23 protein-coding genes are annotated in these 26,497 nt (G+C 70.2%); 3 read left to right on the forward strand and 20 right to left on the reverse strand.

Annotated features, from left to right (window positions below; all coding sequences use genetic code 11):
- The first annotated feature begins 57 nt into the window (after positions 1–57).
- Positions 58–2,268, forward strand: coding sequence for a family 43 glycosylhydrolase (locus ACFVJQ_RS00755; protein WP_385509122.1), 2,211 nt, complete (start codon positions 58–60; stop codon positions 2,266–2,268).
- Here the strand turns inward: ACFVJQ_RS00755 and ACFVJQ_RS00760 are convergent.
- The 20 genes from ACFVJQ_RS00760 to ACFVJQ_RS00855 all read right to left on the reverse strand — a co-directional run bounded on the left by ACFVJQ_RS00760 (position 2,249) and on the right by ACFVJQ_RS00855 (position 24,328).
- The gene (locus ACFVJQ_RS00760) at positions 2,249–3,457 is read right to left on the reverse strand and encodes a dienelactone hydrolase family protein (RefSeq protein ID WP_385779877.1); all 1,209 of its coding nucleotides are present in this window, start codon (positions 3,455–3,457) and stop codon (positions 2,249–2,251) included. The two genes, ACFVJQ_RS00755 and ACFVJQ_RS00760, sit on opposite strands and share 20 nt — an antisense overlap.
- Positions 3,444–4,721 carry a polysaccharide lyase family 1 protein gene (locus tag ACFVJQ_RS00765; protein WP_385779879.1) on the reverse strand — a complete coding sequence of 426 codons (1,278 nt, stop codon included), beginning with the start codon at positions 4,719–4,721 and terminating at the stop codon, positions 3,444–3,446. The genes ACFVJQ_RS00760 and ACFVJQ_RS00765 overlap by 14 nt, the downstream gene beginning before the upstream one ends.
- Positions 4,714–5,748: a pectinesterase family protein gene (locus tag ACFVJQ_RS00770; RefSeq protein ID WP_385779882.1), complete on the reverse strand. Its 1,035-nt coding sequence runs from the start codon at positions 5,746–5,748 to the stop codon at positions 4,714–4,716. Before ACFVJQ_RS00770 ends, ACFVJQ_RS00765 begins: the two co-directional genes overlap by 8 nt.
- Before the next feature lies 1 nt (position 5,749).
- The gene (locus ACFVJQ_RS00775) at positions 5,750–6,886 is read right to left on the reverse strand and encodes a pectinesterase family protein (RefSeq protein WP_385779884.1); all 1,137 of its coding nucleotides are present in this window, start codon (positions 6,884–6,886) and stop codon (positions 5,750–5,752) included.
- 94 nt (positions 6,887–6,980) lie between these two features.
- Positions 6,981–8,294 carry a polysaccharide lyase family 1 protein gene (locus ACFVJQ_RS00780; RefSeq protein ID WP_385509127.1) on the reverse strand — a complete coding sequence of 438 codons (1,314 nt, stop codon included), beginning with the start codon at positions 8,292–8,294 and terminating at the stop codon, positions 6,981–6,983.
- 35 nt (positions 8,295–8,329) lie between these two features.
- Positions 8,330–9,130: a rhamnogalacturonan acetylesterase gene (locus ACFVJQ_RS00785; RefSeq protein ID WP_385509448.1), complete on the reverse strand. Its 801-nt coding sequence runs from the start codon at positions 9,128–9,130 to the stop codon at positions 8,330–8,332.
- A gap of 144 nt (positions 9,131–9,274) precedes the next feature.
- Positions 9,275–10,636 carry an ABC transporter substrate-binding protein gene (locus ACFVJQ_RS00790; protein WP_385509128.1) on the reverse strand — a complete coding sequence of 454 codons (1,362 nt, stop codon included), beginning with the start codon at positions 10,634–10,636 and terminating at the stop codon, positions 9,275–9,277.
- 52 nt (positions 10,637–10,688) lie between these two features.
- Positions 10,689–11,759 carry a polysaccharide lyase family 1 protein gene (locus ACFVJQ_RS00795; RefSeq protein ID WP_385779892.1) on the reverse strand — a complete coding sequence of 357 codons (1,071 nt, stop codon included), beginning with the start codon at positions 11,757–11,759 and terminating at the stop codon, positions 10,689–10,691.
- Between the two features lie 28 nt (positions 11,760–11,787).
- Entirely contained in the window at positions 11,788–13,311 is a 1,524-nt protein-coding gene (locus ACFVJQ_RS00800; protein ID WP_385779894.1) for a family 43 glycosylhydrolase, read from the reverse strand.
- Positions 13,308–14,153, reverse strand: a complete 846-nt coding sequence (locus ACFVJQ_RS00805) for a PmoA family protein (protein WP_385779896.1) — start codon at positions 14,151–14,153, stop codon at positions 13,308–13,310. The genes ACFVJQ_RS00800 and ACFVJQ_RS00805 overlap by 4 nt, the downstream gene beginning before the upstream one ends.
- A complete protein-coding gene (locus tag ACFVJQ_RS00810) occupies positions 14,150–15,316 on the reverse strand; it encodes a Gfo/Idh/MocA family protein (RefSeq protein ID WP_385779898.1) in 1,167 nt (388 codons plus the stop codon). The genes ACFVJQ_RS00805 and ACFVJQ_RS00810 overlap by 4 nt, the downstream gene beginning before the upstream one ends.
- Positions 15,317–15,386: 70 nt before the next feature.
- Positions 15,387–16,262 (reverse strand): carbohydrate ABC transporter permease, encoded by an 876-nt coding sequence (locus ACFVJQ_RS00815; protein WP_129797524.1) that lies wholly within the window; start codon positions 16,260–16,262, stop codon positions 15,387–15,389.
- Between the two features lie 20 nt (positions 16,263–16,282).
- Entirely contained in the window at positions 16,283–17,218 is a 936-nt protein-coding gene (locus ACFVJQ_RS00820; RefSeq protein WP_224736891.1) for a carbohydrate ABC transporter permease, read from the reverse strand.
- 79 nt (positions 17,219–17,297) lie between these two features.
- Complete coding sequence (araD, locus tag ACFVJQ_RS00825; protein WP_385779901.1) at positions 17,298–19,028, reverse strand: L-arabinonate dehydratase; 1,731 nt, start codon at positions 19,026–19,028, stop codon at positions 17,298–17,300.
- Positions 19,025–19,933, reverse strand: a complete 909-nt coding sequence (locus ACFVJQ_RS00830) for a dihydrodipicolinate synthase family protein (protein ID WP_385779904.1) — start codon at positions 19,931–19,933, stop codon at positions 19,025–19,027. Before ACFVJQ_RS00830 ends, araD begins: the two co-directional genes overlap by 4 nt.
- Entirely contained in the window at positions 19,930–20,598 is a 669-nt protein-coding gene (locus ACFVJQ_RS00835) for a GntR family transcriptional regulator (RefSeq protein ID WP_385779908.1), read from the reverse strand. Before ACFVJQ_RS00835 ends, ACFVJQ_RS00830 begins: the two co-directional genes overlap by 4 nt.
- 134 nt (positions 20,599–20,732) lie before the next feature.
- Entirely contained in the window at positions 20,733–21,485 is a 753-nt protein-coding gene (locus ACFVJQ_RS00840; protein WP_385509137.1) for an MBL fold metallo-hydrolase, read from the reverse strand.
- 39 nt (positions 21,486–21,524) lie between these two features.
- Complete coding sequence (locus tag ACFVJQ_RS00845) at positions 21,525–22,115, reverse strand: TIGR03086 family metal-binding protein (protein ID WP_385779911.1); 591 nt, start codon at positions 22,113–22,115, stop codon at positions 21,525–21,527.
- A gap of 111 nt (positions 22,116–22,226) precedes the next feature.
- Entirely contained in the window at positions 22,227–23,390 is a 1,164-nt protein-coding gene (locus tag ACFVJQ_RS00850; protein WP_385779914.1) for a hypothetical protein, read from the reverse strand.
- On the reverse strand, positions 23,387–24,328 hold the full coding sequence (locus tag ACFVJQ_RS00855; protein ID WP_385779917.1) for a 5-dehydro-4-deoxyglucarate dehydratase: 942 nt from the start codon (positions 24,326–24,328) through the stop codon (positions 23,387–23,389). The genes ACFVJQ_RS00850 and ACFVJQ_RS00855 overlap by 4 nt, the downstream gene beginning before the upstream one ends.
- A gap of 233 nt (positions 24,329–24,561) precedes the next feature.
- Between ACFVJQ_RS00855 and ACFVJQ_RS00860 the strand changes: the two genes are divergently transcribed.
- Both ACFVJQ_RS00860 and ACFVJQ_RS00865 read left to right on the forward strand, forming a co-directional pair.
- Positions 24,562–25,386 (forward strand): NAD-dependent epimerase/dehydratase family protein, encoded by an 825-nt coding sequence (locus tag ACFVJQ_RS00860; protein WP_385779920.1) that lies wholly within the window; start codon positions 24,562–24,564, stop codon positions 25,384–25,386.
- 280 nt (positions 25,387–25,666) lie between these two features.
- Entirely contained in the window at positions 25,667–26,437 is a 771-nt protein-coding gene (locus ACFVJQ_RS00865) for a DeoR/GlpR family DNA-binding transcription regulator (protein WP_224739978.1), read from the forward strand.
- The last annotated feature ends 60 nt before the right edge of the window (positions 26,438–26,497 follow it).

A 26,497-nucleotide genomic window follows, 5' to 3' on the forward strand; every position in this document is an offset into this window, starting at 1 on the left:
TGACACTCCGAAGGCACGTCATCCAACAAAAATCCCCACACTCACACAGGATGTGCCATGCGCCGCCCCACCGTCCGCACGTTCCTCCCGCTTCCCTTCCTCGCCCTCCTCTTCACCCTGTTGACCGCCCCGCCGGGCAGCACGCAATCAGGAGCACCACCTGTGAAGGACACCCAGTACGCCGGTTACCTCTTCGCCTACTTCACCGGCGAGGGCACCGCCGACGGTGAGCAGATCCGCTACGCCCTCAGCCGCGGCAACGACCCGCTGCACTGGCGGGAGCTGAACGCGGGCAAGCCGGTCCTGACCTCCACCATCGGCGAGAAGGGCCTGCGCGATCCGTTCGTGATCCGCTCCCCCAAGGGCGACAAGTTCTACATGATCGCGACCGACCTGCGCATGTACCGCAACTCCAGCGGTAGTTGGGACCACGTGCAGCGGCACGGCAGCAAGTCCATCATGGTGTGGGAGTCCACCGACCTGGTGCACTGGACCGACCAGCGCCTGGTGAAGGTGTCCCCCGACAACGCGGGCAACACCTGGGCGCCGGAGGCCTACTGGGACGAGACGCTCGGCGAGTACGTCGTCTTCTGGGCGTCGAAGCTGTACGCCGACGACGATCCGGACCACACCGGCTCGACGTACAACAAGATGCTGTACGCGACGACGAAGGACTTCCGCACCTTCAGCGAGCCGAAGGTGTGGAACGACCCCGGCTACTCGGTCATCGACTCGACGGTCGTCGAGCACAAGGGGACGTACTACCGCTACACCAAGGACGAACGGGACCCGAGCTCGTCCAGCCCCTGCTCGAAGTTCATCACCGCGGAGAAGTCGACGACGCTCACCTCGACGACGTACGACTTCGTCGCCGACTGCATCGGCAGCGGCTCGATGGACCGCGGCGAGGGGCCGACGGTCTTCAAGTCCAACACCGAGGAGAAGTGGTACCTGTTCATCGACGAGTACGGCGGCCGGGGCTACCTCCCCTTCGAGACGACCGACCTCGACTCCGGGCAGTGGACGCCCTCGCAGAACTACCAGCTGCCGGCAAGTCCCCGGCACGGCACGGTGATTCCGGTGACGCAGGCGGAGTACGACCGGCTGCTGGCGGCGTATCCCGCGAGCCCCACCTCGGTCGTGGACGCGACGGTGAAGGACCAGAAGGGGTACGGGATCGTCACCGAGAGCGCCTCGAAGGTTGTGCTCCCGATGCAGCCGGACGCCGACCTGACCCGCCTCGCCCCGAAGCTCTGGGTCGGTGAGGGCGCTACGGTCAGCCCGCGCTCCGGCACCCGGCGCGACTTCCGCAAGCCGCAGACGTACACGGTGACGGCCGCGGACGGAACCAAGCGCACCTGGACGGTCGAGGCCGTGCGGACCCGCAGCCCGATTCTGCCCGGTCTGTACGCCGACCCGGACATCCGCTACATGGACGGCCGCTACTGGATCTATCCGACCACGGACGGCTTCCGCGGCTGGAGCGGCACACAGTTCAAGGCCTTCTCGTCCAAGGACCTGGTCCACTGGAAGGACCACGGCGTGATCCTGGACCTGGGTCCGGACGTGAGCTGGGCCGACAAGTACGCCTGGGCCCCGGCGATCGCCGAACGCGACGGCAAGTACTACTTCTACTTCTGCGCCGAGCAACAGATCGGCGTGGCGGTGGCCGACTCCCCGGCCGGCCCGTTCAAGGACGCGCTGGGCAAGCCCCTGGTCGCGAAGGGCGGGGCGTGGAGCGGCCAGATGATCGACCCGGCCGTCTTCACGGACGACGACGGGACGTCGTATCTCTACTGGGGCAACGGCCGCGGATACGTGGTGCCGCTGAACGACGACATGGTGTCGTTCGACCCGGCCCAGGTGAAGGACATCACCCCGGCGAACTTCCGTGAGGGTGCCTTCGTGGTGAAGCGCCAGGGCACCTACTACTACATGTGGTCCGAGGACGACACCCGCAGCGAGAACTACCACGTCGCCTACGCCACCGGCCCGACTCCGCTCGGCCCGTGGACCAAGCGGGGCACCATCCTGCAGAAGCGCCCCGAATACGGCATCCTCGGCACCGGCCACCACTCGGTGGTGAACGTCCCCGGCACCGACGACTGGTACATCGTCTACCACCGCTTCGCCCTGAACGGCCCCGGCAGGCCGGGCGGGGACGGCACCCACCGGGAGACCACCGTCGACCGCCTTCGGTTCGCGGCCGACGGGACGATCGAGCCGGTGGTGCCGACCCTGGGGTCGATCAGGCCCGTGCGGGACTGACCGCCGGACCGGGTTGCTGCTGAGGGCCTGGTTCCAGGACGGCGTCGAGCCAGCGGAGGACCTCGTCCTGCATACGGTCGACGAAGACGTGACCGAGATCCGGCCAGGTCCTCAGCAGCAACGCCTCCTCGGCATGGCAGGAGCGCCAGACGGCCCGCAGCCTGTCGTACGCCATGCGGACGCCGGCGGCGGGAAACAGCGGATCCAGTGCGCCGTTGAAGAAGAGCATCGGCCTGGGGGCAGCGATGCTCGCCACGTCGGGGATGTCGAGATGCCGGACGAGCCCGGGGTGGAGCATGTAGTACGCCGACTGCCCGCGCAGGGTGTTGTTGCCGGGCACCATCATTTCCTTCAGGCCGGTCATCCAGCCGACGCTCGCCGCGGCGGCGATGTGGTCGCTGAGCGCGGCGGTCTGCCAGGCGCGGTAGGCGCCCATGGAGAATCCGACGGCGGCGATCCGGCGCCGGTCGACCCGGTCGAGGCCGGCGAGGAAGGCGGCGGCTCGTGCGTCCTCCCTGGCCATGAGCCCGGCGAGCGACGAGCCCAGGTTGTAGAGGTTGCTCGCGAGGGCCTGCTGCTGGTCGTAGGTGATCGGCCCCCGGTCGCTCCAGCCGAGGGCGTCCAGGGCGAGGACGACGTACCCGCGCCGGGCGAGCTCGTCACCGACGAAGCGTCCGCTGAAGTACCGGTCGGCCCAGGCCTGGGCGGAGGCGAGCCGGGTGTCGTCGTACCAGGGCCGGACGAGTTTCTCCTTGCCGATGTCGAACTTCGCTCCGTGGTCGTGCAGGAGCAGGACGGCGGGGAAGGGTCCGGGGCCGTGCGGGGTGAGCAGGGCGCCGCGGACGCGTTCGTAGCGGGTGAGGGAGAGGGTCACCAACTCCCGTGTGAAGCTGTCGGCTTGGGCGCCTCGGCCGAACTCCGGGTCGTACGCGGTCCGCTCTTCCCGGTCGACGACGAGCAACTCCTCGACCTTGGCGCGGGCGGCGCGGCGCCAAGCGCGGAAGTCGCGGATCGGGGACCGTCCCCAGGCCAGCGGGAAGGTCAGCTCATCCTTCAGCGCGGGGTGGAAGTCGGGCAGCGGCCCGTCCACCACGGTTGCTTGCGCCTCGCTCATCGCTCCCCCGGCGAACAGCGCCGCCCCGGCTCCCACCACGAACGTCCGGCGTCCCACCGGCTCATGGCCGCTCATAGGCCCTCCCCGCGCCGGCATGGTGGACGACGTACCGCTCGACCGCCGACTCCGACGGCAACGACCGGTAGTCGTAGACGTCGGCAGGGTCCCAGCCCACATCGGTCGTGAGGCCGAGACCGGTCGCCACCGCGTTCAGGCGGGCGGGGCCGCCGTTGAACCAGGAGCCGGTGTCGTGGAAGCGGTCGCCTCCGTAGTCCGCGACGGCGAGGGCGGGGGCGCCCTGCCGGTAGCGGAAGACATTGCGCTCGGAGAAGATTGCGGACTCCACGCCGACGCCGAGCGCGTACAGGGTGTCGGCAGTCCGGCCCCGGTAGACGTTGTTGAGGACGTGCACCTGCCCGAAGCGGACGCGCGGGGCGCGCTGCGTGATGTCGGTGAAGAGGTTCCGGAGGAACGTCACCTTCAGGTGGCCCCGGTCGCGGTCGCCGCGCCCGTCGCCGGATCCGATGAGGATCGCCTTGTCGTGATCCTCGAAGCGGCTGTCGGAGACGGTGATGAAGTCGGAGCCGTCCTCGATGTCCAGCAGCCCGTCGTGCCGTTGGACGTGCTCGCCGTGGAAGCCGAGGGGTGCCTCGCGGTCGGGGAAGCGGCCGTCGGTGAAGGTGCAGTGATCGATCCAGATGTGCTTGCCGGTGATCACGGTCATGGCGTCGAAACGGGCGTTCCAGCTGCCCCGCGTGCCGTCGCCCGGTGACCAGGTGGTGAAGTGGTCGACGGGCGCTTCGAGGTGCAGGTTCCGCACGACGATGTTCGTGCCGGTGTTGACCGTCAGGAAGACCCCGAGGAGCCGGGCGCCGTCGCCGGCGCCGACGAGCGTGGTGTTGCTCGGCACGGTCAGCTGGATCTGCGCCTTCTCCCTCACCGACCCCGTCTGGCGGAGCTGACGCTGCTGCTTGCAGTAGTCGTGGCGTGTGTCGGACCACTCCGCGCCGTCCTCACCGAAGCAGGACATGTACCGGGCGAGGTCGTAGCCGGGCGCGTAGTCCTGCTCGCCGAGCAGCGAACCGTCGGCCGCCTCATGCCCGTTGATGTCGCCGACGACCCGGATCACCTTGGGTGCGGTGGGGTCGCCATGGTTGGCCAGGGCCTCCTGGAGCTCGGCGCGGGTACGCACTGTCCAGGTCGTGCCGCCCGCGCCGCCGGTGGTGCCGGGGCCGGTGGCGGCCCAGCCGACGGGGTCGCGCTCGGAGGCGGAGGCGGAGGCCGGTGTCGGCCAGCACAGACACAGACAGGCGATGAGGGCTACGGCGGCCCTACGCACAGGGGCACCAGTCGCCGAAATACGTCCGCTTGGTGTGCAACTCGGCCTCGAAAGCGGCGAGTTGAGGCCGGTTCTCCGGCACCGAGATCACCGCGCCCGGACCGCTGTTGCGGTACTCCCGGAACCGCATGGTCTGCCAGGGATACGCCTCGCGCATGTCGGTGTACGGCGCCACCGGATCGATCCCCGGCCCGATCCGGGTGTCGCGCACGACGAGGGAGGGCCAGGCGGTGGTCTCGTACGACGGCACCCAGGGCCGGGCCAGCTTGTACGCCCCGTCCTCGGCGCCGGAGGTGATGCGGGAGCGGACGGCGAGGATGCCGTAGGGGTTGGCGCGGGCCGTGGACGGCGCGAAGACCATGCCCTTCGGCGTGAAGTCCACGTCCCGTTGCAGCGTGTGGAAGTGGCACTCCTCGAAGACGGCCGTGGCCCGCCCGAAGACGAAGTCGACGTCGCCCTCGATGTAGCAGCGGTGGAAGTACTGCCGGTCGAAGGCGTCCAGCGCGGTCGTGTCGACGAAGAGGGTGTCCTGGTGGGCGAGGAAGCGGACGTTCTCGAAGGACGACCGGTCGCCGGTGATGTACGCCGCCACCGCCTGTGTGCCGGTGATCTCGGGGTGGTCGGCGCGCAGCCAGTCGTTGGCGAGGGTCAGGTCGCGGACGGTCAGTCCGGGTGCGGCCGAGGTGAAGGTGGCGGAACCCGCTGTGCCGTAGGTGCCCGAACCGTCGGGCTTCTGGGTGCCGTTGGCGTTGTCGTAGACGATGACGGCGTCGCGCGGGTCATGGGTGGCGCCACGCAACGTCAACTCTTCCTTGCCTGCCGGGAGTTTCACCATCTCCCGATACGTCCCCGGGTGCACGACGATCGTCCAGCCGGGCCCGTCCACCGCGTCCACGGCCGCCTGAACGGAGTCGCCGGGTCGGACGTGCAGCACCCGGCGGGCGGCGGCGATGGCGGGCGTGACACCGACGGCGACCAGTCCCCCGGCGATCCCGGTGGTTCCCGTGAGGAGGGTGCGCCTGCGCATCTCAGCGGCCCTCCTTCCATGGCGTCCAGTCGCCGAGGTATGTCTCTCGGGTAGCCGACTCGGCCTGCTCCGAGGTGAGTTGGGGACGGTTCTCGGGGACGGTGACGACCGCGCCGGCACCGGTGTTGCGGTACTCGGCGAAGCGCTGGTTCTGCCACGGGAAGGCGTCCGACATGTTGGCGTAGGGCGCGACCGCGTCGATGCCGGGGCCCAGCCAGGTCTCCCGGACGGTGAGCGACGGGTGGGCGGTGCGGTCGGAGCTGGGCACCCAGGGGCGGGCCAGCTTGTAGTAGGTGTCCGGGGCTTCGCTGGTGATACGGCTGCGTACCACCAGATAACCCCGTGGGTTGGCGCCCGCCGTGGAGGGCGCGAAGACGAAGCCGTACGAGGCTCCCCCGAGGTCCGTCCGGTTGAGCGTGCGGAAGTGGCAGTGCTCGTACACGGCCGTGGCCCGCCCGAAGACGAAGTCGACGTCGCCCTCGGCGTAGCAGTGCGAGAAGTACTGGCGGGCGAAGATGCCGAGGGCCATGGAGTCGGCGTACAGGGTGTCCTGGTGGCCGAGGAACCGGCAGTGGTGGAAGGCGGACCGGTCGCCCTGCACCTTGATGGCGACGGCCTGGGTGCCGCTGATGTCGGGGTGGTCGGCGCGCAGCCAGTCGTTGGCGAAGGTGATGTGGCGGGCGGTGAAGCCGTCGGCCTGGACGAGGGTGGTGGCGGATCCGGTGGTGCCGTAGGTGCCGCCGCCGGGCTTGGGGGTGCCGGCGGCGTTGTCGTAGACGATGACGACGTCGCGCGGGTCCCCACTGGCCCCGAGCCAGGTCATCTCCGTACGGGTCACGTCGACGGCGACCGTCTCCCGGTACGTCCCCGGGGCGATGACCAGCGTCCAGCCGCTCCCGCCGGCGGCGGTCACGGCGGCCTGGACGGAGGTGAAGTCGCCCTGGCCGGAGGGGTCGACGTACAGGGTCTGCGCGGTCAGGCGGTCGGCCGGTGAGCCGTAGCGACCGAAGGGACACGGCCTGGCTCCGGCGGCCCGCGCGGGTACCGGGGCGAGGGCGAGCGTGGCGCCGGCGCCGGCGCTCGCCAGCAGGAAAACCCTTCTGGACAGGGGCGGTTGACGAAGGTGGGGTGAAGGCATGCGGGTGCTCCTACGATGTGCGGCTCGTACAAGGGGTGGGGAGGCGGGCCGGAGCTCGCGAGCCCCGGCCCTCTCGGCTCGACTCAGCCAGGCGTCAGCACAGGCGCCCAGCACCGGCGCGGCTGCCGACGATCCCCGGGACCGCCCTGGGGTGGTCGACCTTCGTCCGCAGGGTCGGCGTCCACCCGGCGCCCGACTGGAGGGTCTCTTCAGGGATCTCCGCGTTGTGGACGGCGATCAGGTCGGTCAGCTTGCCGTTGACGTAGTTGTTCTCGGCGGTGAGCGGGGACTCGTTCCACTTCTTCAGCACCTTGCCGACGCCGGTACCGGGCGGCAGCGAGAAGGCGTTGTCGCTGGCGTACAGCTGCGAGGAGATGCCGACGCCGAAGACGTAGTAGTCGGACTTCTGTTCCTCGTTGACCACGTAGTGGTTGTTGTAGACGTCGACCTGTCCGAACCGCACACGCGGAGAGCGCTGGAGGATCCCCTCGAAGCGGTTGTGGTGCATGGTGACCTTGAGCTTGCCGGAGTCGAGACTGGCGGTGCTGTCGCTGTTCCCGATCAGCATGTTCTTGTCGTGGTCCTGGAAGCGGTTCCAGGACACGGTCACGTGGTTGGAGCCGCGCACGATGTCCGTCAGCCCGTCGTGCTGCTGGAAGACCTTGCCGAAGTAGACCGGCCGCTCGCTGTCGGGGTGACGCCCGTCGGTGAACGTGTTGTGATCGATCCACACGTGATCGGTGCCGTAGACGACCACCGCGTCGTACTCGGAGTTCCAGTTGCCGGTCTTGTTGTCGTCGGTCGGGTCCCACTTCGGGAAGCAGTCGAGAGGGGCCTCGATGGTGAGGTTGCGCAGAATGACGTTCGAGACGCCCTTGATCTGAAGGCTGCCGCCGAGGATGCCGGAGTTCTTGCCGACGCCGACGATGGTGGTGTTGCTGGGAACGTTGGCCTTGATCTCCGAGTCCTGGTTGGCGGCGGACGCGGCCCGCGCCTCCTCCTGCGGACCGCTGGCGGGCCTGTCGTTGCCCCAGACCGCCGGGTCGTAGTCCTTGAGGTACTGCTGGAGGTCGTAACCCCCGGTTGCGAAGGCCTCACAGCCCTGGGAGACGGCGTCGATCATGCCCTTGACCCTGATGATCTTGGGCGCGCTGCCGCCATCGACGAGCGCCTGCTTGAACTCCGCCCAGGTGGTGACGGTGTAGACGTGCTCGGCATCGGCGGCTGAGCCACCAGTCGTCCCCGCCCCTTCCGAACCCCAGCCGTCGCCCGCGACGAGGACCTCACGACCGAGGTCACGGGACCCGGCCTGAGCTCCGGTCCCGGAGACACCGAGGACGAGCGCGGTGCAGCCGATCAGAACGGCAGCGCGCTTTATGGCATGCCCATGCCATCTCTGTGCGTTCATTGTGCGGCTCTCTTCTCTGCGATCGAAGGGTTTTGTTACGCGGCGGCCTGCGGCCAGGTGATCCAGGACTCCGGGATCTCCTCGTCGAGCCGGCGCACGTCCTGCGGGCCGAGCACACTCGCACGCAGCAGTTCCCGCGCCACGAGACGCGCCACGGCGATAGCGCCCGGCGGATTGAAGTGCGTGTTGTCCTGCTCGGTGGCGGTCCAGTTGAAGTACGTCTTCGTGCCCTCCACCCCGAGCCGCTGCCACAGGGCGAGCGACAGCGCCTGGATGTCGAGCAACGCCACGCGCTCCTCCTGGGCGAGCGCACGCATCGCCGCCGGATAGTCGCCGTGGGTCGGCACGGCGTTGCCGCTCGCGTCGAACCGGCGCCGCTCGACGGCGGTGGCAAGCACCGGCCTCGCACCACGCGCCCGGGCGCCGTCGACGTACAGACGCAGATACTCCTGGTACGTCGACCAGGGCTCGGTGTACCGAGTGGGGTCGGCGACCTTCTCGTCGTTGTGCGCGAACTGGATCAGCAGGAAATCGCCGGGCCGAATGGCGCCGAGGATGACATCGAGCCGCCCTTCATCGACAAAACTCTTCGAACTGCGCCCGTTGACCGCGTGATTCGAAACGGTCCGGTCCTTGTGCAGAAAGAAGGGAAGAGCCATTCCCCACCCGGTCTCGGGCATGGCGTCGGCGTATTTCTGAGCGGCGGTGGAGTCACCGGCGATGTAGAGAGTTCGGGTGCGGCGGGGGCCGGTTGCCGTCGCCGGACCGGCAGCGGCCACCGAGACCGGCACAGCGGCAAGGGCAGCGACGGCAACCTGTCTACGCGTGAGTGACACGACCATGTGCCTTTCAACACGGGGATGGTGAACGCCCTCAGGGGCGCGGGGCTGTATCAATATGCGGCTCCGCCGCGTGGGCGCGACCAGCCGGGGACGGCCCGCAGCCCGAAAACCACAGACCGCCCCACAACGAACCGGCGTTTAACCGTTCTGCTGCTTCCACTCGGCCTGAGCCTCATTCAGCTGATCGGCCAACGTGTCCAAGAATTCCTTGGCACTCATGTCACCGAGCAGCACCTTCTGGAAGTTCGGCTCATTGTCCGCCTTGGAAATCGTGTTCCAGTCCGGCAGGTAGTACGGCAACTGCACGATGGTCGTAGACCCGTCACTCAGCGCCTCCGCAGCCAACTTCGTCGGCTCCGCCTCGGAAATCCACGCGTCCTTCGCCGCATCGGTGTGCGCCGGCACCTGCCCCGCCGACTCGTTGAACTTCGAGTTCGCCTCGGGCGAGGTCGCGAACTCGATGAACTTCCACGCGGCTTCCTTGTTCTTGGAGCTCTTGAACACGCCGAGCCCGTCCACCGGGTTGGACACCTGCACCCGCTTGCCGCCGGGCCCGATCGGCTGCGGGATGCCCCGGAACTTGTCCGGGCCGAGCGCCTTCACGTGGTCCTGGTACGAGCCCAGGTTGTGGTTCAGCATGCCGATGGTGCCGGAGTCCCACTGCGCGACCATCTTGGTGAAGTCGTTGTTGAGGTCGGCGGCCGGGGTGACCTTCTTGTACAGCGCCGCGTACTTCTCCAGCGCCGCCACGTTCTTCGCGTCGTTGACCGTGGTCTTCTCGCCGCTCGCGTCCCAGAAGGACGTGATCCCGGACTGCCCGTACATGGCGTCCAGCGCCTGGGCGATCGACCCCGCCCCGCCCCGGATGGTGTACCCGAACTCGTTCTTGCCCGTGTCGGTGAGCTCCTCGGCGGCCTTGTAGAAGGCGTCCCAGGTGGTCGGGTCCTCCAGTCCCGCCTTCTTGAACAGGTCGGTGCGGTAGTACAGGACACCGTTGTTCGCGGAGGTCGGGATCGAGTACAGCGCGTCGTCGCCACCGCCGGCCGCCTTCAGCGACTCGACCATGTCCTCGTTGAGCTTGCCGTTCAGCGACGACCTGGCGAGCCGCTCGTCCAGTGGCTCCAGCGCGCCCTGCGCGGCGAACCCGGCGAGCATGGCCGCGCCGACGCCGCCGACGTCCGGCAGGCCGCCGCCCTGGATGGCGGTGTCGACCTTGGACTGGTACTCGGTGGAGGCGATCCCGACGTACTCGACCTTGATGTCCGGGTTCGCCTTCTCGAAGTCGGCGATGATCTCCTTCCAGATGTCGGTGCGGACACCGCCATTGTTGTCCCAGAAGACGATCTTTCCCTTGCCGTCGCCCTCGCCCCCCTTGTCGCCGGCCGCACCGCTGCCGTCGTCGCCGCAGGCGGTGACGGTCAGCGCGAGCACGGCGCCCAGGGCGACGGCGGCCGGCATACGACGCCTGCCGGTGCTGCTTCTGCGATTGCTGATCTTCATTGGTCGGCTCTCTTCTTCTGGATCCAACTTCAGATGTGAAGGTGTGTGGGGGTCAGTGGTGATCGGCGGGGCTGTGCAGCCCGGTGCCGATCTGCTTCTGCGGTCCTGCGAAGCGCTTGACCAGCGCCGGGACGGCTGATGCCGGGTCCAGCCGGTAGTCGTAGAAGGCACGCGGATCGAAGGCCGCGCCCCACTCGTCGTGCCGCCCGGTCGTGCCCTTGAGGATCGACCCGCGCTGCACCAGCTCGGCCGTGCTGTCGGCCTGGTAGGGGTGCTGGACGTCCTCGTAGTAGGAGTTCTCGATGACCATCCTGGTCCGGCCGCGCGACCAGTTCCCGTACGTCCACACGGGGTCGCCCGGATCCGCCTGCGCGGTCAGGTAGTTGTTGTAGAGGTGCGCATAGGCGGCGTTGTCGACGGAGGGGTTGCGCTGCTTGGTGTTGGCGAACAGGTTGTGGTCGATCGTGATCTGCGTCCTGACGTCGGTCGTCCAGCCGAGCCCGAACGTCTTGTTGTTGTTCTCGAACCGGTTGTAGGAGACGGTCACGTACTCGCTGTCCTTGCGGACGTCGAGCTGCCCGTCGCAGATGTTCGAGAAGCGGTTGTGGTCGACCCACACGTGGTGGACGGTGTCCATCTGGATGCCGTCGAAGTCGGTGTCCTTGCAGTCCCAGTTGCCCTCGATCGCCGAGTCGCGGATCGTCAGGTTGCGGATGATCACGTTGTGGGTGCCGGGGCTGAGATGGAACTCGCCCTGCACCAGCTCACCGCTCGTCCCGACGCCGACGATCGTCTTGTCCGAGGCGACCTCGATGCTCGCGCCGAACGGCTGGGCGGTGATCGTGCCCTTGACCCGGATGACGTACGGCTCGGGCGCCGCCGCGTACCGCGTCAGCGAGGCCTGGTCGGTGACGGTGACGACCTTGCCGCCCGCACCGCCGGTCGTGCCCCCGGCCAGGGAGGCAAAGCCGTGGGGGCGGTCGGTGAAGCGGTCGGCCGTGACCGGAGCGGTCGGGGCGGCGTCCGCCTCGACCGCGCCCAGTCCCAGCGCGGCGACCAGGCCCATGACGGCGGCCAGAGCTCTGCCCGCTCCTGGCAAGCGCTTGCTTCGGAAGTGCGTCATTGCGGCTCCCCACAGGCGTGCGGTGACTTCACATGGCGGTGATGCGGAAGTGCGTGAACAGGCCCGCGCCGGCATGCCCCGGCCCGTCCTCGGGTGCGAGGGCGAACAGGCCGAGCAGGGCGCCGACCCACCGCCAGGAGGTGGCGGCGAAGACCTGCCCGGAGGAACGCGGGCCGTCGCCGACGTCGTGGAAGAAGCGGCAGCGCGCCCCGGATCCGATCTCGATCCGCAGGAGCGCCCGCCCCTCGGGCGCCGGTCGCGGATGATCGGCGTCCCGCTCCTGCTCGGCCACCCCCTCGGCGAACCGGTGCACGAGCTGGACGGTCCCGTCGGCCGCCCGCTGCAACCCGATCCAGCTGAACGCGTCCCCGAGCACCGCGAGCCCGGCCCGTGCCCCCGGTTCCTCGCTGTCGAGCCGCAGTTCCACCTCGACGACGGCCGGCCTTCCGGGCAGCCGCTGGGTGAGGATGCTCGGCAGTCTGCGCAGGTCGTGCGCGTCGGCCGAGCGGACGCAGGTCAGCCGTAGCCCGTCGCCGGAGTGCTGGGTGGCCCAGCCGTCGCCGGGGTTGGCCGTCCACTGCCACTGGCGGCCGTACCGCCCGCCGGGGAAGTCGTCGTCGGTGGCGGGCGCGGCCGGCGGCTGCGGCGGCAGATCGGGCCGTTCGTGTACGGCGACGGGTGCGCCGTCGTCGCCGAGCACCGGCCAGCCGTCGGCTCCCCAGCGCATCGGCTGGAGATGCACCACCCGGCCGTAGGCGCCGCGCTGCTGGAAGTGCACGAACCAGTCCTCGCCGGACGGGGTGCGCACCCAGCCGCCCTGGTGCGGTCCGTTGACGTCGGTGTCCTTCTGCTCGAGGACGATCTTCTCCTCGTACGGCCCGAAGAAGCCGCGTGAGCGGAAGGCGCCCTGCCAGCCGGTCTCCACTCCCCCGGCGGGCGCCAGGATCCAGAACCAGCCGTCGTGCCGGTAGAGCTTGGGCCCTTCGAGGGTGAACCAGCCGGGGATGCGGTCGGCGTCGACGATCACCTTGCCCTCGTCGAGGAGGGAGGTCGCGTCGGGGTGCATACGGTGGCCGGTGAGGCGGTTCTTGATCCCGGAGCGGGACCTGGCCCAGGCGTGTACGAGGTAGGCCTCGCCCGTTTCGTCGTCCCACAGGGGGCAGGGATCGATCAGACCCTTGCCCGCCTTCAGGAGGTGCGGGCGGGTCCAGGGGCCGCGTATCTCCGGGGCGTTGATCTGGTAGATGCCCTGGTCGGGGTCGCCCCAGAAGATCCAGAAGCGGTCGTCGTGATGGCGCAGGGACGGTGCCCAGACGCCGCAGTCGTGCCGGGGCGTGGCGAACGCGTCCGCCGGTTCCAGGCGGTCCAGGGCGTGTCCGACCAGCGTCCAGTTGACCAGGTCGCGGGAGTGCAGCAGGGGAAGGCCGGGGACGCGGCCGAAGCTGGAGGCGGTGAGGTAGAAGTCGTCGCCGACGCGGATGACGTCCGGGTCGGACCAGTCGGCGTCGAGGATCGGGTTGCGGTAGGTGAGGTCGGTCTGCTGCGCGGTCACTGGGTCACCGCCTTCCGGGCCAGGGCCGCGGCCTCGTCCCGGCCGAGCCGGCCGTCGGCGACGACGGTGACGATCCGGCGGACGACGGTGTCGCCGGGCGGGATCGGCAGCCGCTCGTCGTGGGCGAGCGAGGAGCCGACGCCGGGGTATTCGGCGGTGCGGACGAACCAGGGGTCCCGGCGGGTGGCCTCGGTGGCGCCGGCGAAGACCAGCGTCCAGCTCCTGCCGGCCAGCGCCAACCAGTCGGCGCGGGTGCCGTGTACCTCCGCCTCACCCTCCGTACCGGCCGTGAAGACGGCGGGTGCGTCCGCCTCCTTGCAGGCGCGCCAGAAGAAGCCGCCGTAGGCCGCTCCGGGGCGCCCGTTGGTGGCGGGACTGCCGATCGACAGCGGGCCGGAGGTGATGTTGGTGAGGGCGAAGGTGAAGTCCAGCGCCCAGGCGGTATCGGTGAGTTCGGTCGCGGCGACCGTACGGCGCTCGCGCAGCACCTCGGCTCCCGCGGCCACCCAGCGCAGTTCCTCGACGAATCCGTCGGGATCACGGAGCTGGAAGGCGACGTGCCGCTGGGCGCCGTGGTTGTCGAGCTCGGTCGGACCCTGGTCGCGGACGTAGGTGCGCCCGCCCCAGAAGTTGTGCCCCTCGACGTCGGGAACGGCGACACCGACGCCGAGGTGGTGCAGGTGGTCGGCGGGGCTCAGCTCGGTGACCGCCGTGCCGGCCAGGGTGGTGACGGGGTGCAGGTACGGGCGCGGGGAGAGCCGGTCCGGGAGTTCGGGCCGGGTGACGTACCGGCCGACCGGGCGACCCGCGACGCGCAGGACCGGGGAGTCATGGGGCGTCATCGGGTGCTCACCTCCTTACGGTCGTTCCGCATTGCGTCCCCGGGCGCCCACGGGGCGCCCAGCTCCGAGTAGAGGGCCAGGGTGTCGGCGGCGGCCGCGACCAGTCCGTCGACGCCGGGCACCACCCGACGGTGCTCGCCGGGCAGGAGATGCCAGGCGGAGTCGGGCAGCGGGGCCGGGTCAGGGGCCTGCCGGATCGCCTCCACGACCCGCATGAAGGCGCCCGTCGTGTCCGGCGGGACCAGCAGGTCGGCGCCGGTGGTGAGGTGCTCGACCAGGTTCTCCAGGAGGTCGGTGCGGCCGTGATCGAACTCCTCGGGGCCGTGGTCCGCCCGCTGGAGCAGGACGCGGTCCTGCTTGTACCAGAAAGTGATCCGGCCCTGGCTGCCGTGCACCAGCACGTACGGCTCGTCGGGCCGCTCGGCGCACAGGGTGGCGGCAACGGTGACCGGGCGGCCCTCGATGGTGGTGACGCGGACGCAGGAGGTGTCGTCGGCCTCGATGGCGTTGGCCCGCCACAGCTCGGTCTCGATGGCGGTGACGTCCTCGGCGCGGGTGGCACCGCTGAGGGCGAGCGCGGTGGCCACGGCGTGCGCGAGCGGGTTGGTGAGCGCCCCGTCGATCACGTCGACGCCGTTCATCCTGCGCCGGCCCGCCCACGGTGCCCGCCGGTAGTACGCCTCGTCGCGCGCCCAGGCGCCGGCCCCGCCGACGCCGGCCACCTCGCCGATCGCGCCGTCGGCGATCAGCTCACGGATCGCGGGCACGGCGTGCGAGCCCAGCGACTGGAAGCCGATCTGACAGGCGACGCCCGCCTCGGCGACCCCGTCGGCCATCCGGCGGAACTCGGCGTACGACGGCGCCGGCGGCTTCTCCAGCAGGAGGTGGACGCCTCTGCGCGCGGCCGTCAGCGCAAGGTCGGTGTGCGTGGGGATCGGCGTGCAGATGACGGCGACGCGGGCGCCGGTGGAGTCGAGCAGCGCGCCGAAGTCGGCGGACTGCGCCGGGAGTTCGCCGCCGAGCTCCTCCTCGGTGAGCGGGGTCAGCTCACAGATGCCTGCCAGTCGTACGAGACCCCGCTCCTGGAGCCGGCGGATGTTCTGCACATGCCAGCGGCCGTGCCCTCGGGCGCCCGCGAGTACCACGGGCAGTGGTGTGGTCATGGGATCCTCCCCGCGCCCGCTCCGCGTGCCACCTCTCCGGCGATCCGGATGATCCTCCGACGCACCCTCATCACCCCTTCACCGCCCCCGCACTGAACCCGGTGATCAGCCACTTCTGGATGAAGGCGAACACGAGCACCACCGGGACGGCGGCGATGATGCCGCCCGCCGCGAGGGCGCCCAGGTCGACGCTGTCCGCGCTCATCAGGGTGTTCAGGCCGACCGGGATGGTCTGCTTCTGCTGGTTGTTGAGGAACATCAGGGCGAACAGGAAGTGGTTCCAGGAGTGCACGAAGGCGAAGGAACCGACCGCGATCAGCCCGGGGCGCAGCAGCGGCAGTACGACGACCCGGAAGGCGGTCATGCGGTTGCAGCCGTCGACCCAGGCCGCCTCCTCCAGGGAGTACGGCACGTTCTTGATGAAGTTGCTGATGAGGATCATCGACAACGGCAGCTGGAAGACCGTCTCGGCCAGGATGACGCTGCCGAGCGAGTTGATCATCTGCAGTTCGGCGAAGATCTCGAACAGCGGGACCAGCAGCAGCGCGCCCGGCACGAACTGGGAGCAGAGCAGGGCGAGCATGAAGGCCCGCTTGATGCGGAAGTCGAACCGGGCGAGCGCGTAACCGCCTGCCAGGGCGACGACGGTCGTCAGGAAGAGGGTGGCGAGGCCGACGAGCACGCTGTTCTGGAAGTAGGTACCGAAGCTTCGCTCCGTCCAGACCTTCTCGAAGTGGTCGAAGGTCATCGGCCAGGGGACCAGGGAGGTCGAGCCGGCCGGGCGCAGGGCGAAGAGCAGGATCCAGTAGAAGGGGATGAGGGTGAAGAGCAGGTAGATCGACAGCGGCAGATAGATCTGCCAGCGCGGGGCCTCGTCCCAGGCGCGGCGCTTCTTCGCCGGACGCTGCGGCTCGCGCACCGTGCGCCGGGGCGCGGGCGCGACCATGGTGGCCTCCTTGGTGGTGCTCACTTGTCCTCACCTCCGAACTTGCTCAGCCGCAGATAGACGATCGAGCAGAAGAGCAGGATCACGAACGCGACCGTGGTCAGGGCCGACGCGTAGCCGAAGTTGTGGGCGTCGACGCTGGTGTTGGCGATGTACAGCGGGAGTGTCGTGGTCTCGCCGGCCGGTCCGCCGCCGGTGAGGGTGTACAGCAGGTCGACGTTGTTGAACTCCCACACCGCACGCAGCAGCGTCGACAGGACGATGGCGTCCTTCAGGTGCGGCAGGGTGATGTGCCAGAACTGCTTGAGTCGGCTCGCCCCGTCGACCTCGGCGGCCTCGTACAGGTCCTTCGAGACGGACTGGAGGTCGGCGAGGATGAGGATCGCGAAGAACGGCACGCCGCGCCACAGGTCGGCGACGATCGCCGCCGGGAACACGGTGGAGGTGTCCGACAGCCAGCTGGTGCCGTAGGAGCCGATGCCCATGTCGGCGAGGTAACGGGTGATGCCGGTCTGGGAGTTGTAGAGCAGCACCCAGATCGCGGAGGTCAGAACGCCGGAGACGGCCCACGGGGAGAAGACCATCGCCCGGCCGAGGGCCCGGCCCACGAACGTCTGGTTGACGATGAGGGCCAGCGCGAGACCGAACAGCAGCTGGAGTCCGACCTCGACGACGACCCACTTGGCGCTGAAGATCAGCGTGTCCCAGAAGAGCGGGTCCTCGGTGAAGGCGTGGACGAAGTTGTCGAAGCCCGCGAAACCGTTCCGCCATGGCTTGGTGGGGTTGTAGTCCTGCAGGCTGTAGTAGAAGACGCTGAGCACCGGGTAGGCGATGAAGCCCAGCATCAGCAGGGCCGCCGGGGCGATCAGCAGATACGGCAGCCTGCGTGGCGTGGCGGAGGCACGGCGCCGCCTCGGTGGCGCGGGCGGTTTCGCCACGGCTGCGGCTTGGGCCATGACTGTTCTCCGTTCTCGTACGTCGTGCGGGAAGCGCTTTCTCGAAGTGCAGGGTGATGCAAGGTCGTGCTGCTGCGGGTCAGCCGGCGTACGGGTCCTGCACCTTTCCCGGCCGCGCCAGGAACTCGAAGTCGCAGCCGGTGTTCGCCTGGGTGATCTGTTCGTTGTAGAGGGCGCCGTAGCCCCGCTCGTAGCGCACGGGCGGCGGCGTCCATTCCGCCCTCCGACGCTCCAACTCCTCGTCGTCCACGTTGAGTTGGAGGGTCCGCGCCTCGACGTCGAGGGTGATGCTGTCCCCGGTCCGGACGAGCGCCAGCGGTCCGCCGATGTACGACTCGGGCGCCACGTGCAGCACACACGCGCCGTAACTCGTGCCGCTCATCCGGGCGTCGGAGATCCGCACCATGTCCCGTACGCCCTGCTTCAGCAGGTGGTCGGGGAGCGGCAGCATGCCGTACTCGGGCATGCCCGGGCCGCCCTTGGGTCCGGCATTGCGCAGCACCAGCACGCTGTCGGCGGTGATGTTCAGCGACGGGTCGTTGATGGTCCGCTGCATCGTCCTGTAGTCGTCGAAGACGACCGCGGGGCCGGTGTGCTTGAGCAGATGCGGCTCGGCGGCGATGTGCTTGATGACGGCGCCGTCCGGGCAGAGGTTGCCGCGCAGGACGGCGACCCCGCCCTCGCTCGCGACCGGGTTGTCGCGGGACCGGATGACGTCGTCGTCGTGCACCTGGGCGCCGGCGATCTGCTCGCGCATCGTGTCGTACGACACCGTCGGCCGGTCCAGGTGGAGCAGGTCCGGGATCCGGGACAGGAAGCCGGGCAGGCCGCCGGCGAAGTGGAAGTCCTCCATGAGGTACGTCTGTCCGCCCGGCCGTACGTTGGCCAGCACCGGGACGGTGCGGGCGATCCGGTCGAAGTCGTCCAGCGTGAGCCGGACCCCGGCCCGGCCGGCCATGGCGATGAGGTGGATGACGGCGTTGGTGGAGCCACCGAGGCCGAGGACGGTCGTCACCGCGTCCTCGACGGCCTCCCGGGTGAGGATCTCGCTCAGCTTCCGGTCGCGGTGGACCAGTTCGACGGCGATCAGGCCGGCCTTGGCGGCCATCCGGTCGTGCCCGGAGTCGACGGCCGGGATGCTGGACGCGCCCGGCACGGTCACGCCGAGCGCCTCGGCGGCGGCGGTCAGTGTGGACGCCGTACCCATCGTCATGCAGTGACCGGGCGAGCGTGCCAGGCCGCTTTCCAGTTCCTGCATCTCGCAGTCGCCGATGAGTCCGGCGCGCTTGTCGTCCCAGTACTTCCACATGTCGGTGCCGGAGCCGAGGACTTCGTTACGCCAGTGGCCCGGCAGCATGGGCCCGGCGGGCACGAAGACCGTCGGCAGGTCGACGGAGGCCGCGCCCATGAGCAGCGCGGGCGTGGACTTGTCGCAGCCGCCCATGAGCACGGCCCCGTCGACCGGGTACGACCGCAGCAGCTCCTCGGTCTCCATCGCGAGCAGGTTGCGGTAGAGCATCGGGGTCGGCTTCTGGAAGGTCTCGCTGAGCGTGGAGACCGGGAACTCCAGCGGGAAGCCGCCCGCCTGCCACACGCCCCGCTTCACGGCCTGGGCGCGGTCGCGCAGATGGACGTGGCAGGGGTTGATGTCGGACCAGGTGTTGAGGATCGCGATGACGGGCTTGCCCAGGTGTTCCTCGGGCAGATAGCCGAGCTGGCGGGTGCGGGCCCGGTGACTGAAGGAGCGCAGTCCGTCGGTCCCGTACCACTGATGACTTCTGAGCTCCTCGGGGCGCTTGATGTCGGTCATATGGACCATCCGGCGGCGATGGCGGCGACCTCGGCGCGCTCGCTCTCGGGCAGCGGCCTGCTGGGCGGGCGGACCTCGCGGCGGCACAGCCCGAGCGAGGCGAGGGCCTCCTTGACGACCGTGACGTTGTTGGCGGAGCCGTTGGCGGCGCGCAGCTCCTCGAAGCGGCGGATCTGCTCCCAGACCTTCATGGCGGCCGGGTAGTCGCCGGATCGAAGCGCTTCGATCATGTTCAGCGAAACGGACGGGGCGACGTTCACGAGTCCCGAGGTGAAGCCGGTGGCGCCCGCGGAGAAGTAGGAGGGGGCGTACGGCTCGGCGAGGCCGGCCACCCACACGAACCGCTCCAGGCCGGCGTCGCGGGCGAAGGCGGCGAACCGGGCGGCGTCCGGGACGGCGTACTTGACGCCGATCACGTTCGGACAGGCGTCGGCCAGCTCGGCGAGGCGGGCGCCGGTGAGCTGGCCGTTGCGGATGTACGGGACGACGCCCAGCTCGGGCACGGCCTCGGCGATGGCCCGGTGGTAGTCGACCCAGCCGCTCTGCGAGACGTACGGGTGGACGGGCTGGTGGACCATCACCATCCGGGCGCCGAGTTCACGGGCGTGTCGGGCGGAGGCGACGGCGGTCGGTACGTCGTGGCCGACGCCGACCAGGATCACGGCGCGTTCGCCGGCCTCGTCGATGGTCAGCTCGGTGACCAGCTGCCGTTCCTGGGGGGTGAGGGCGTAGAACTCGCCGGTGTTCCCGTTGGGGGTGAGGGTCCTGATCCCACCGTCGAGCAGACGACGCAGCAGGGCCCGGTGGGCGTCCTGGTCGACGGAGCCGTCCTCGGCGAACGGGGTCACCGGGATCGCCACCACGTCGGCCAGGGCCGCCCGCTGGGTCTCGAACGTCGTTGTCATGCCTGACCGTCCTCTCCCTGGGCCTCGGTCCCCGCGTCCGGGAAGGCCCGCTCGACGAACGACGCGATGTGCGCGTGGAGGGCGCGCGCGGCGCCGTCGGCGTCTCCGTCCAGAGCGAGCCGCAGGATCTCGCGGTGCTCCTGTGCCTCCCGGTCCCAGGAGGGGTCGGCGGCCCAGGCCACGGCGGAGACAAGGGCCGCCTGGTCGCGGACCTCGTCCAGCATCCGGCCGAGCAGCGGGTTGCCGCACGGCATGTACAGGGCGCGGTGGAACTCCCGGTTGGCCAGCGAGCGTTCGGCGGTGTCCGTGGCGTCGTCGGCCCTGGTCAGCGCCGACCGTGCGGCGTCCAGGGAGGCCCCGCGCCGTACGGAGCGCCGCAGTGCCTCCGGCTCGAGCAGCAGCCGGACGTCGTAGACCTCGCGCGCCATGTCCGCGTCCACCATGCGCACGGTGACGCCCTTGTACTGGCTCATCACCACCAGTCCGGTCCCGGCCAGGGTCTTGAGCGCCTCGCGCACCGGGGTCTTCGACACCCCGAACTGTGCGGCGAGTTCGGTCTCCACCAAGGCCTGACCGGGCGTCAACTGCCCGGTGAGGATGCGGCGTTTGATCTCCTCCAGCACGTACTGCGTGCGGGAGGGGATCGGCGTGGGCACAGAGGTCATGCGCGCCTCTCGGATCTCGCGTATGGGATCTCGCGTATCGCGTCTCATATATGACGTACGAAGTACGACGCGTTGAAGGTAGGAGCGCCCCTGTGTTTCGTCAATGCTTCTGACAAAGGAAGTTGGGGTTGCGTTCAGGCGCGCCGGAGGTCGCCCTCGCGTGCGGTGGCGGTGGGCCCGCCGAAGGCCGTCGCGGCACGGGCGGTCGCCGATTCGAGGGTGAGGGTGGGTCCGACGTGCGTGACGAGCAGCTCCCGGGCGCCTGCCGCGCGGGCGGTCGCTCCGGCGTCCTCGGGCGTCAGATGCACCTGTTCGCCTTCGCGATGCGCGTCGATGTCGGCCTCGCACAGGAACAGGTCGGCATCCCGGGCGAGTTCGGTGAGGGCGGCGCAGGGCCCGCTGTCGCCGGAGTACACCAGCACGCTCCCCGCGCACTCGGCGCGCAGCCCGTACGCCTCGGTGTCATGGACGACGGCCCGGGCGGTCAGGAGCAGCTCGCCGTGCCGGGCCGTATGGCCGTCGTACAGCGGCCGGAAGTCGAGAATGCCACGCAGGAACGCCACGTCCGGCCGGCCGAAGAACCCCGCGAGGCGCCCGGGGCAGTCCTCCGGGGCGTACACCGGGATGGGCGTCGGCGGGGTGAGACCGCCGAAGGCGAACGCGTAGACCGCGGACAGGAGATCGGCGCTGTGGTCGGCATGCAGATGGGAGATCCAGATCGCCGTCAGCCGTGCGGGATCGGTGTGCCGCTGCAATTCCGCGAAGGTTCCGGGCCCGGCGTCCACCCACACCTCGGCGCCTGAGCCGCGCAGCAGATACCCGGAACACGGACGATCCGGCTGCGGGTGCGGGGAGGCGGTGCCGAGGACGGTGAGGGTGAGGGCCATGCGGGGAGCGTACGTTCAGTCTCCCGCGCCCCGCGCGCGTCACGGCTTCCAGTCCGGATCCCTCCCGCTCAGCCCCACCGCCCGGTCCAGCAGCGGTGCGGCGGCCGGGACGGGTACGACGGGGCCGAAGATGCCGCCGCCGCGGTCGTCCTCGTCGGCCGCCGCGCGCAGGAGGTCGTACGACACCTGGAGCGCGGCGGGGTCGGGGGCGTACTCCTGGCCGGTGGCCCGCGCGAGGTCCCAGCCGTGGATCACCAGCTCGTCGACGGCGACGGCGCCCGCGACGGCGCCGGGCAGGTCCACGCCGCCCGCGCGGGTCATGCCGGTCCAGGCGGCCGGGTCGCGCCATGCGTCGGCGAGCTCGTCCAGGACCTTGGGCAGCTCCTCGCGCCAACCGGGCCCGATGTCCGGGACGGCCGCGTCCGGGCTGGTGTCGGTGGTGACGCCGAGGTCCTTGCGGCCGGCGTCGCGGAAGGCCACGGAGAGCCCCGTCAGGTGCCCCAGCAGGTTGCGCACCGCCAGCTCCGGGCACGGCGTGCTGTCGGACAGTTGCTCCTCGCGCACACCGCCCGCGAGGCGGGCGATGATCCGGGTCTGCGGTCCGAGGTCGAGGGTGGTCATGTCGGTCATCAGCTGTCTCCTCAGAGGTGCGTCCAAGGAGGTAGACCGAGGCCCGCCCCGAAACTCATCGCGTGCGCGCACGCCCTTCTACGGCACCTCCCCGATCCCCTCCCCCGCTCCTCAGACCGACGAGAGCGCCGCCCGCACGGACGCCAGGTCGCCGTCCGACGCCAGCCCGGCGTGGTAGAGCCGCAGTTCCGTGGCACCGAGGTCACGCGCGCGTGCGGCGTCCGCGGCCAGGGTGCCGGGGCGGCCGCCCATCCCGGAGACCACGGTGAAGTTGGCGGCGAGCACGGCACCCTCGCGCCGCTGCTCGGCGAACGGCGTCAGCAGGCCCGCGCCGCCCGTGCAGGGCACGACCACACCGTCGGCGACGGACAGAATGTGCGCGGGGTCCACGCCCGCGTTGGCGCCGCAGTGGTACGACACCGGGTCGGCGTGCAGGAGAACCTGGAAGCCGTCCGGCGCCGCGGCGCGGACCGCGGTGACGGCCGCCTCCTGGAGCGTACGGGCGGTTTCGTCCCGCCACGCGCGCGTGCCGGCCGCTTTCGTCTCCCCGAGGAGTTTCCCGACCCCCGGCCAGCTCCCGTCGGACGGCGCCCCCTGCCACACCGGCTCGAGCGCGGTGCGTACGGCGTCGGCCAGCTCGTCGGCGTCCAGGCCGTGTGCGCCGTAGCCGGCCCGGCAGTCGGGGCAGAAGCACAGCGACATCAGGTACTGACCGGCGTCCCCGAGGCCGACCCCGGCGGTCTTGTCGTGGGCGTGCAGATGCGCCAGCCCGTACCAGCCGAGGGACTCCAGCTCCGTGCCGCGCGCGCCGGGGCGCACGGCGGCCTCCGCAGCCAGATCCACGAGGTACGCGCGCGTGGCGGGCTGCGCGATGCACGGGGCCCAGGGGTAGCGGTCGCCGTAGGCGTTGACGACCGAGGTGTCCGGGTGCTCGGCGCCCAAGCGGGAGTTGTGCGCGAGCACCACCCAGGTGTGCACCTCGAGACCGGCGTCCGCGAGGGCGGCGGCCGCCTCACCGAAGGCGTCACCGGGCGCCCAGTCCCCGGCCGGGTAGGGGCGCAGGGTCCGGCCCGCCCAGCGGGCGTCCGGGGGGTAGAGCACGGCGGCGTGCTCGGCGGTGACGATGCGGTGGCGCGGGTGGCGGGGGGTCAGGGCGCGGGTGGAGTGGTAGGCGGCGGCGAGCGTCACCTGCTCCACGCCGAGGGCGGCGATCCTCCCGGATGCCTCCGGGTCTCCGTTGACGTCCCAGGGGTAGACGAATGCCGACGTCTTCACACGTCCTCCTTGAGCAGCGCGTACCCACGCTCGATCACCTGAGCGAGCTGCTTGACATGATCCTCGCTCGGCTCGTGCAGCGGGGGCCGTACCTCCCCCACGTCGAGCCCGCGCAGCCGTACGCCGGCCTTCACGAGGGAGACGGCGTAGCCGCGGCTCTGGGCGCGCAGTTCGACGAACGGCCGGTAGAAGCCGTCGAGCAGGCGGCGCACGGTGGCGTCGTCGCCGGACTCGAGCGCCCGGTGGAAGGCGAGGGCGATCTCCGGGGCGAAGCAGAACACGGCGGAGGAGTAGAGCGTGACGCCGATGGCGCGGTAGGCGAGCTGGGTCTGTTCGGCGGTCGGCAGACCGTTGAAGTAGAGGAAGTCGCCGGGGACTTCGGTGCGTACGGCGCTGACGATCCGCTGCATGAGGTCCAGGTCGCCGAGGCCGTCCTTGAGCCCGATGACACCGTCCGTGCGGGCCAGTTCGACGACGGCGTCCGGGGTGAACACGGCGTTGTCGCGCTGGTAGACGATGACGGGGAGCGCGGTCGCCGCGGCGATCTCCTTGTAGTGCCGCAGCAGCCCCTCCTGCCCGGCGACGACGAGATACGGCGGCATGGCGAGCAGCCCGTCCGCGCCGGCCGCCTCGGCGAGCCTCGCGTAGCGCACGGCGAGCGCGGTGCCGTACCCGGCGCCCGCGACGACCGGCACGCGGCCCGCCGCCTCCTCGACGGCCGCCCGCACGCACGCCTCGAACTCCTCGGGCGTGAGCGCATGGAACTCCCCGGTGCCGCAGCACGCGAAGACGGCGGCCGCCCCGGCCTCCACCCCGCGGCGGACATGGGCGCGGTAGGCGTCGAGGTCGACGGAGCCGTCGGGGCCGTAGGCGGTGACCGGGAAGAACAGCGGCCCGCTGGGGACGCTGAGGCGGGCGGCGAGCGGGGCTGACGTCACGGGCACTCCAAGGTCCACGATCCAAGGTCCATATTCATGTTCCGCGTCCACACTCCTGAACATGCTCACGCTATGGCGGGCGCCCAGGAGGGGTCAAGCGCACCAACCCCCAACACACCAGCGGATTCCTCTCCTTCGCGGCACACTTGACGCACGACGACCCGCTCCTTAGCGTGTCCACGCATGTGAATGCGGTATATGAATGCGGCCGTTCGATTCAAGGAGACCCGAGGATGCCCGCTCCCCGCACCGTTCTGCTCACCGGCGCCGCCAGCGGCCTCGGCACCCTGATGCGGGACCTGCTCCCCGACCACGGCTACGCACTGCGCCTGCTCGACCTGCGCCCCGTCGAGGGCGCACCGGACGCCATCACCGCGGACCTCGCCGACAGGGCGGCCCTGCGCGAGGCCGTACGGGGCGTCGACGCGATCATCCACCTCGCGGGCATCTCCCTGGAAGCCCCCTTCGAGAAGATCCTGAAGGCGAACATCGAGGGCACCTACAACCTGTACGAGGCCGCCCGCGAGGAGGGCATCCGGCGCATCGTCTTCGCCTCCTCCAACCACGCGGTGGGCTACACCCCGCGCCCCCAGGGCGACACACCTCTTGATCCAAGCGTGCTCATCCCGGTCGACACCCCGCGCCGCCCGGACACCTTCTACGGCCTGTCCAAGTCCTTCGGTGAGGATCTTGCGCAGTTCTACTGGGACAAGCACGGCATGGAGACCGTCTCCGTGCGCATCGGCTCCTGCTTCCCGGAGCCGACCAGCGTGCGCATGCTGTCGGTCTGGATGAGCCCCGCCGACGGCGCCCGTCTCTTCCACGCGGCCCTGACCGCCGAGAACGTCGGCCACACCGTCGTCTACGGCTCCTCCGCCAACACACGCCTGTGGTGGGACCTGTCCACCGCGCGGGCGCTCGGCTACGCACCGCAGGACGACTCCGAGCCGTACGCCGAGAAGCTCATCGCCGAACAGGGCGAGCTCGACCCGGACAACCCGGCCCACGCCTGCCTGGGCGGCCACTTTGTGAACGACCCGCCGATCTGGCCGTACTGATCTCGATACTGACTACGAACTGACCGAAAGCCGACGGCGGGCGGGCACCGAACGGGCCCGCCCGCCGTCGTGTTCGGGCGCGCACCCCGCCCGATCTCACACCCCGCTCCGCAACGCCGCAGGTCCGAGGCGGGCACACGCCGCGTCGAACGGGCACACACGGGCAGCATCGGGCCCGCATCAGACCTGGTCAGTGCCGCACACCCGCTGTAGAACTTCTCCCAAGGGCCGCACCGGGCCCGAACGGGCAGCACAGCACCACTGAAGGCAGGTGTCGGCCATGAGCACGAGTTCGGCGGAGGAACGCCAGCGGGAGATCGTGCGGGTGGCGCGCGCCGCCGGGTCGGTCGACGTCACCGCGCTCGCCGACCTGCTGGGCGTGGCCAAGGAGACCGTACGGCGGGATCTGCGCGCCCTGGAGGACCACGGTCTGGTCCGCCGTACCCACGGCGGCGCCTACCCCGTGGAGAGCGCCGGCTTCGAGACGACCCTCGCCTTCCGCGCCACCAGCCACGTCCCCGAGAAGCGCCGGATCGCGGCCGCCGCGGCCGAGCTGCTCGGGGACGCCGAGACGGTCTTCGTCGACGAGGGCTTCACCCCGCAGCTCATCGCCGAGGCACTCCCCAGGGACCGGCCGCTGACCGTGGTCACCGCGTCCCTGCCGGTCGCGGGCGCACTCGCCGAGGCCGAGGGCTTCTCGGTGCTGCTGCTCGGCGGCCGGGTCCGCTCCGGCACGCTGGCCACCGTCGACCACTGGACGACGAAGATGCTCGCCGGCTTCGTCGTCGACCTCGCCTACATCGGCGCCAACGGCATCTCCCGGGAGCACGGCCTGACCACCCCCGACCCCGCGGTCAGCGAGGTCAAGGCGCAGGCGGTGCGGGCCGCGCGGCGCACGGTCTTCGCGGGCGTGCACACCAAGTTCGGGGCGGTCAGCTTCTGCCGGTTCGCGGAGGTCGGCGCGCTGGAGGCGATCGTCACGAGCACGCTGCTGCCGACGGCCGAAGCACACCGCTACTCACTGCTCGGACCCCAGGTCATCCGCGTCTGAAAATCCGACCCACTCCCCTGTAGGGCACCCTCACGCCCAGCAGTGCCCCTTATTTCCCCA

Source organism: Streptomyces sp. NPDC127197 (assembly GCF_042672405.1).
Lineage (GTDB): Bacteria > Actinomycetota > Actinomycetes > Streptomycetales > Streptomycetaceae > Streptomyces > Streptomyces flavusporus.

Coding starts and splice junctions, on each gene's coding strand:
- ACFVJQ_RS00835 (WP_385779908.1), bottom strand. CDS start 20,598: ATGACCTCTGTGCCCACGCCGATCCCCTCCCGCACGCAGTACGTGCTG.
- ACFVJQ_RS00845 (WP_385779911.1), bottom strand. CDS start 22,115: ATGACCGACATGACCACCCTCGACCTCGGACCGCAGACCCGGATCATC.
- ACFVJQ_RS00755 (WP_385509122.1), top strand. CDS start 58: ATGCGCCGCCCCACCGTCCGCACGTTCCTCCCGCTTCCCTTCCTCGCC.
- ACFVJQ_RS00815 (WP_129797524.1), bottom strand. CDS start 16,262: ATGGTCGCGCCCGCGCCCCGGCGCACGGTGCGCGAGCCGCAGCGTCCG.
- ACFVJQ_RS00810 (WP_385779898.1), bottom strand. CDS start 15,316: ATGACCACACCACTGCCCGTGGTACTCGCGGGCGCCCGAGGGCACGGC.
- ACFVJQ_RS00805 (WP_385779896.1), bottom strand. CDS start 14,153: ATGACGCCCCATGACTCCCCGGTCCTGCGCGTCGCGGGTCGCCCGGTC.
- araD (WP_385779901.1), bottom strand. CDS start 19,028: ATGACCGACATCAAGCGCCCCGAGGAGCTCAGAAGTCATCAGTGGTAC.
- ACFVJQ_RS00780 (WP_385509127.1), bottom strand. CDS start 8,294: ATGAACGCACAGAGATGGCATGGGCATGCCATAAAGCGCGCTGCCGTT.
- ACFVJQ_RS00820 (WP_224736891.1), bottom strand. CDS start 17,218: ATGGCCCAAGCCGCAGCCGTGGCGAAACCGCCCGCGCCACCGAGGCGG.
- ACFVJQ_RS00840 (WP_385509137.1), bottom strand. CDS start 21,485: ATGGCCCTCACCCTCACCGTCCTCGGCACCGCCTCCCCGCACCCGCAG.
- ACFVJQ_RS00830 (WP_385779904.1), bottom strand. CDS start 19,933: ATGACAACGACGTTCGAGACCCAGCGGGCGGCCCTGGCCGACGTGGTG.
- ACFVJQ_RS00860 (WP_385779920.1), top strand. CDS start 24,562: ATGCCCGCTCCCCGCACCGTTCTGCTCACCGGCGCCGCCAGCGGCCTC.
- ACFVJQ_RS00795 (WP_385779892.1), bottom strand. CDS start 11,759: ATGACGCACTTCCGAAGCAAGCGCTTGCCAGGAGCGGGCAGAGCTCTG.
- ACFVJQ_RS00770 (WP_385779882.1), bottom strand. CDS start 5,748: ATGCGCAGGCGCACCCTCCTCACGGGAACCACCGGGATCGCCGGGGGA.
- ACFVJQ_RS00790 (WP_385509128.1), bottom strand. CDS start 10,636: ATGAAGATCAGCAATCGCAGAAGCAGCACCGGCAGGCGTCGTATGCCG.
- ACFVJQ_RS00865 (WP_224739978.1), top strand. CDS start 25,667: ATGAGCACGAGTTCGGCGGAGGAACGCCAGCGGGAGATCGTGCGGGTG.
- ACFVJQ_RS00775 (WP_385779884.1), bottom strand. CDS start 6,886: ATGCCTTCACCCCACCTTCGTCAACCGCCCCTGTCCAGAAGGGTTTTC.
- ACFVJQ_RS00760 (WP_385779877.1), bottom strand. CDS start 3,457: ATGAGCGGCCATGAGCCGGTGGGACGCCGGACGTTCGTGGTGGGAGCC.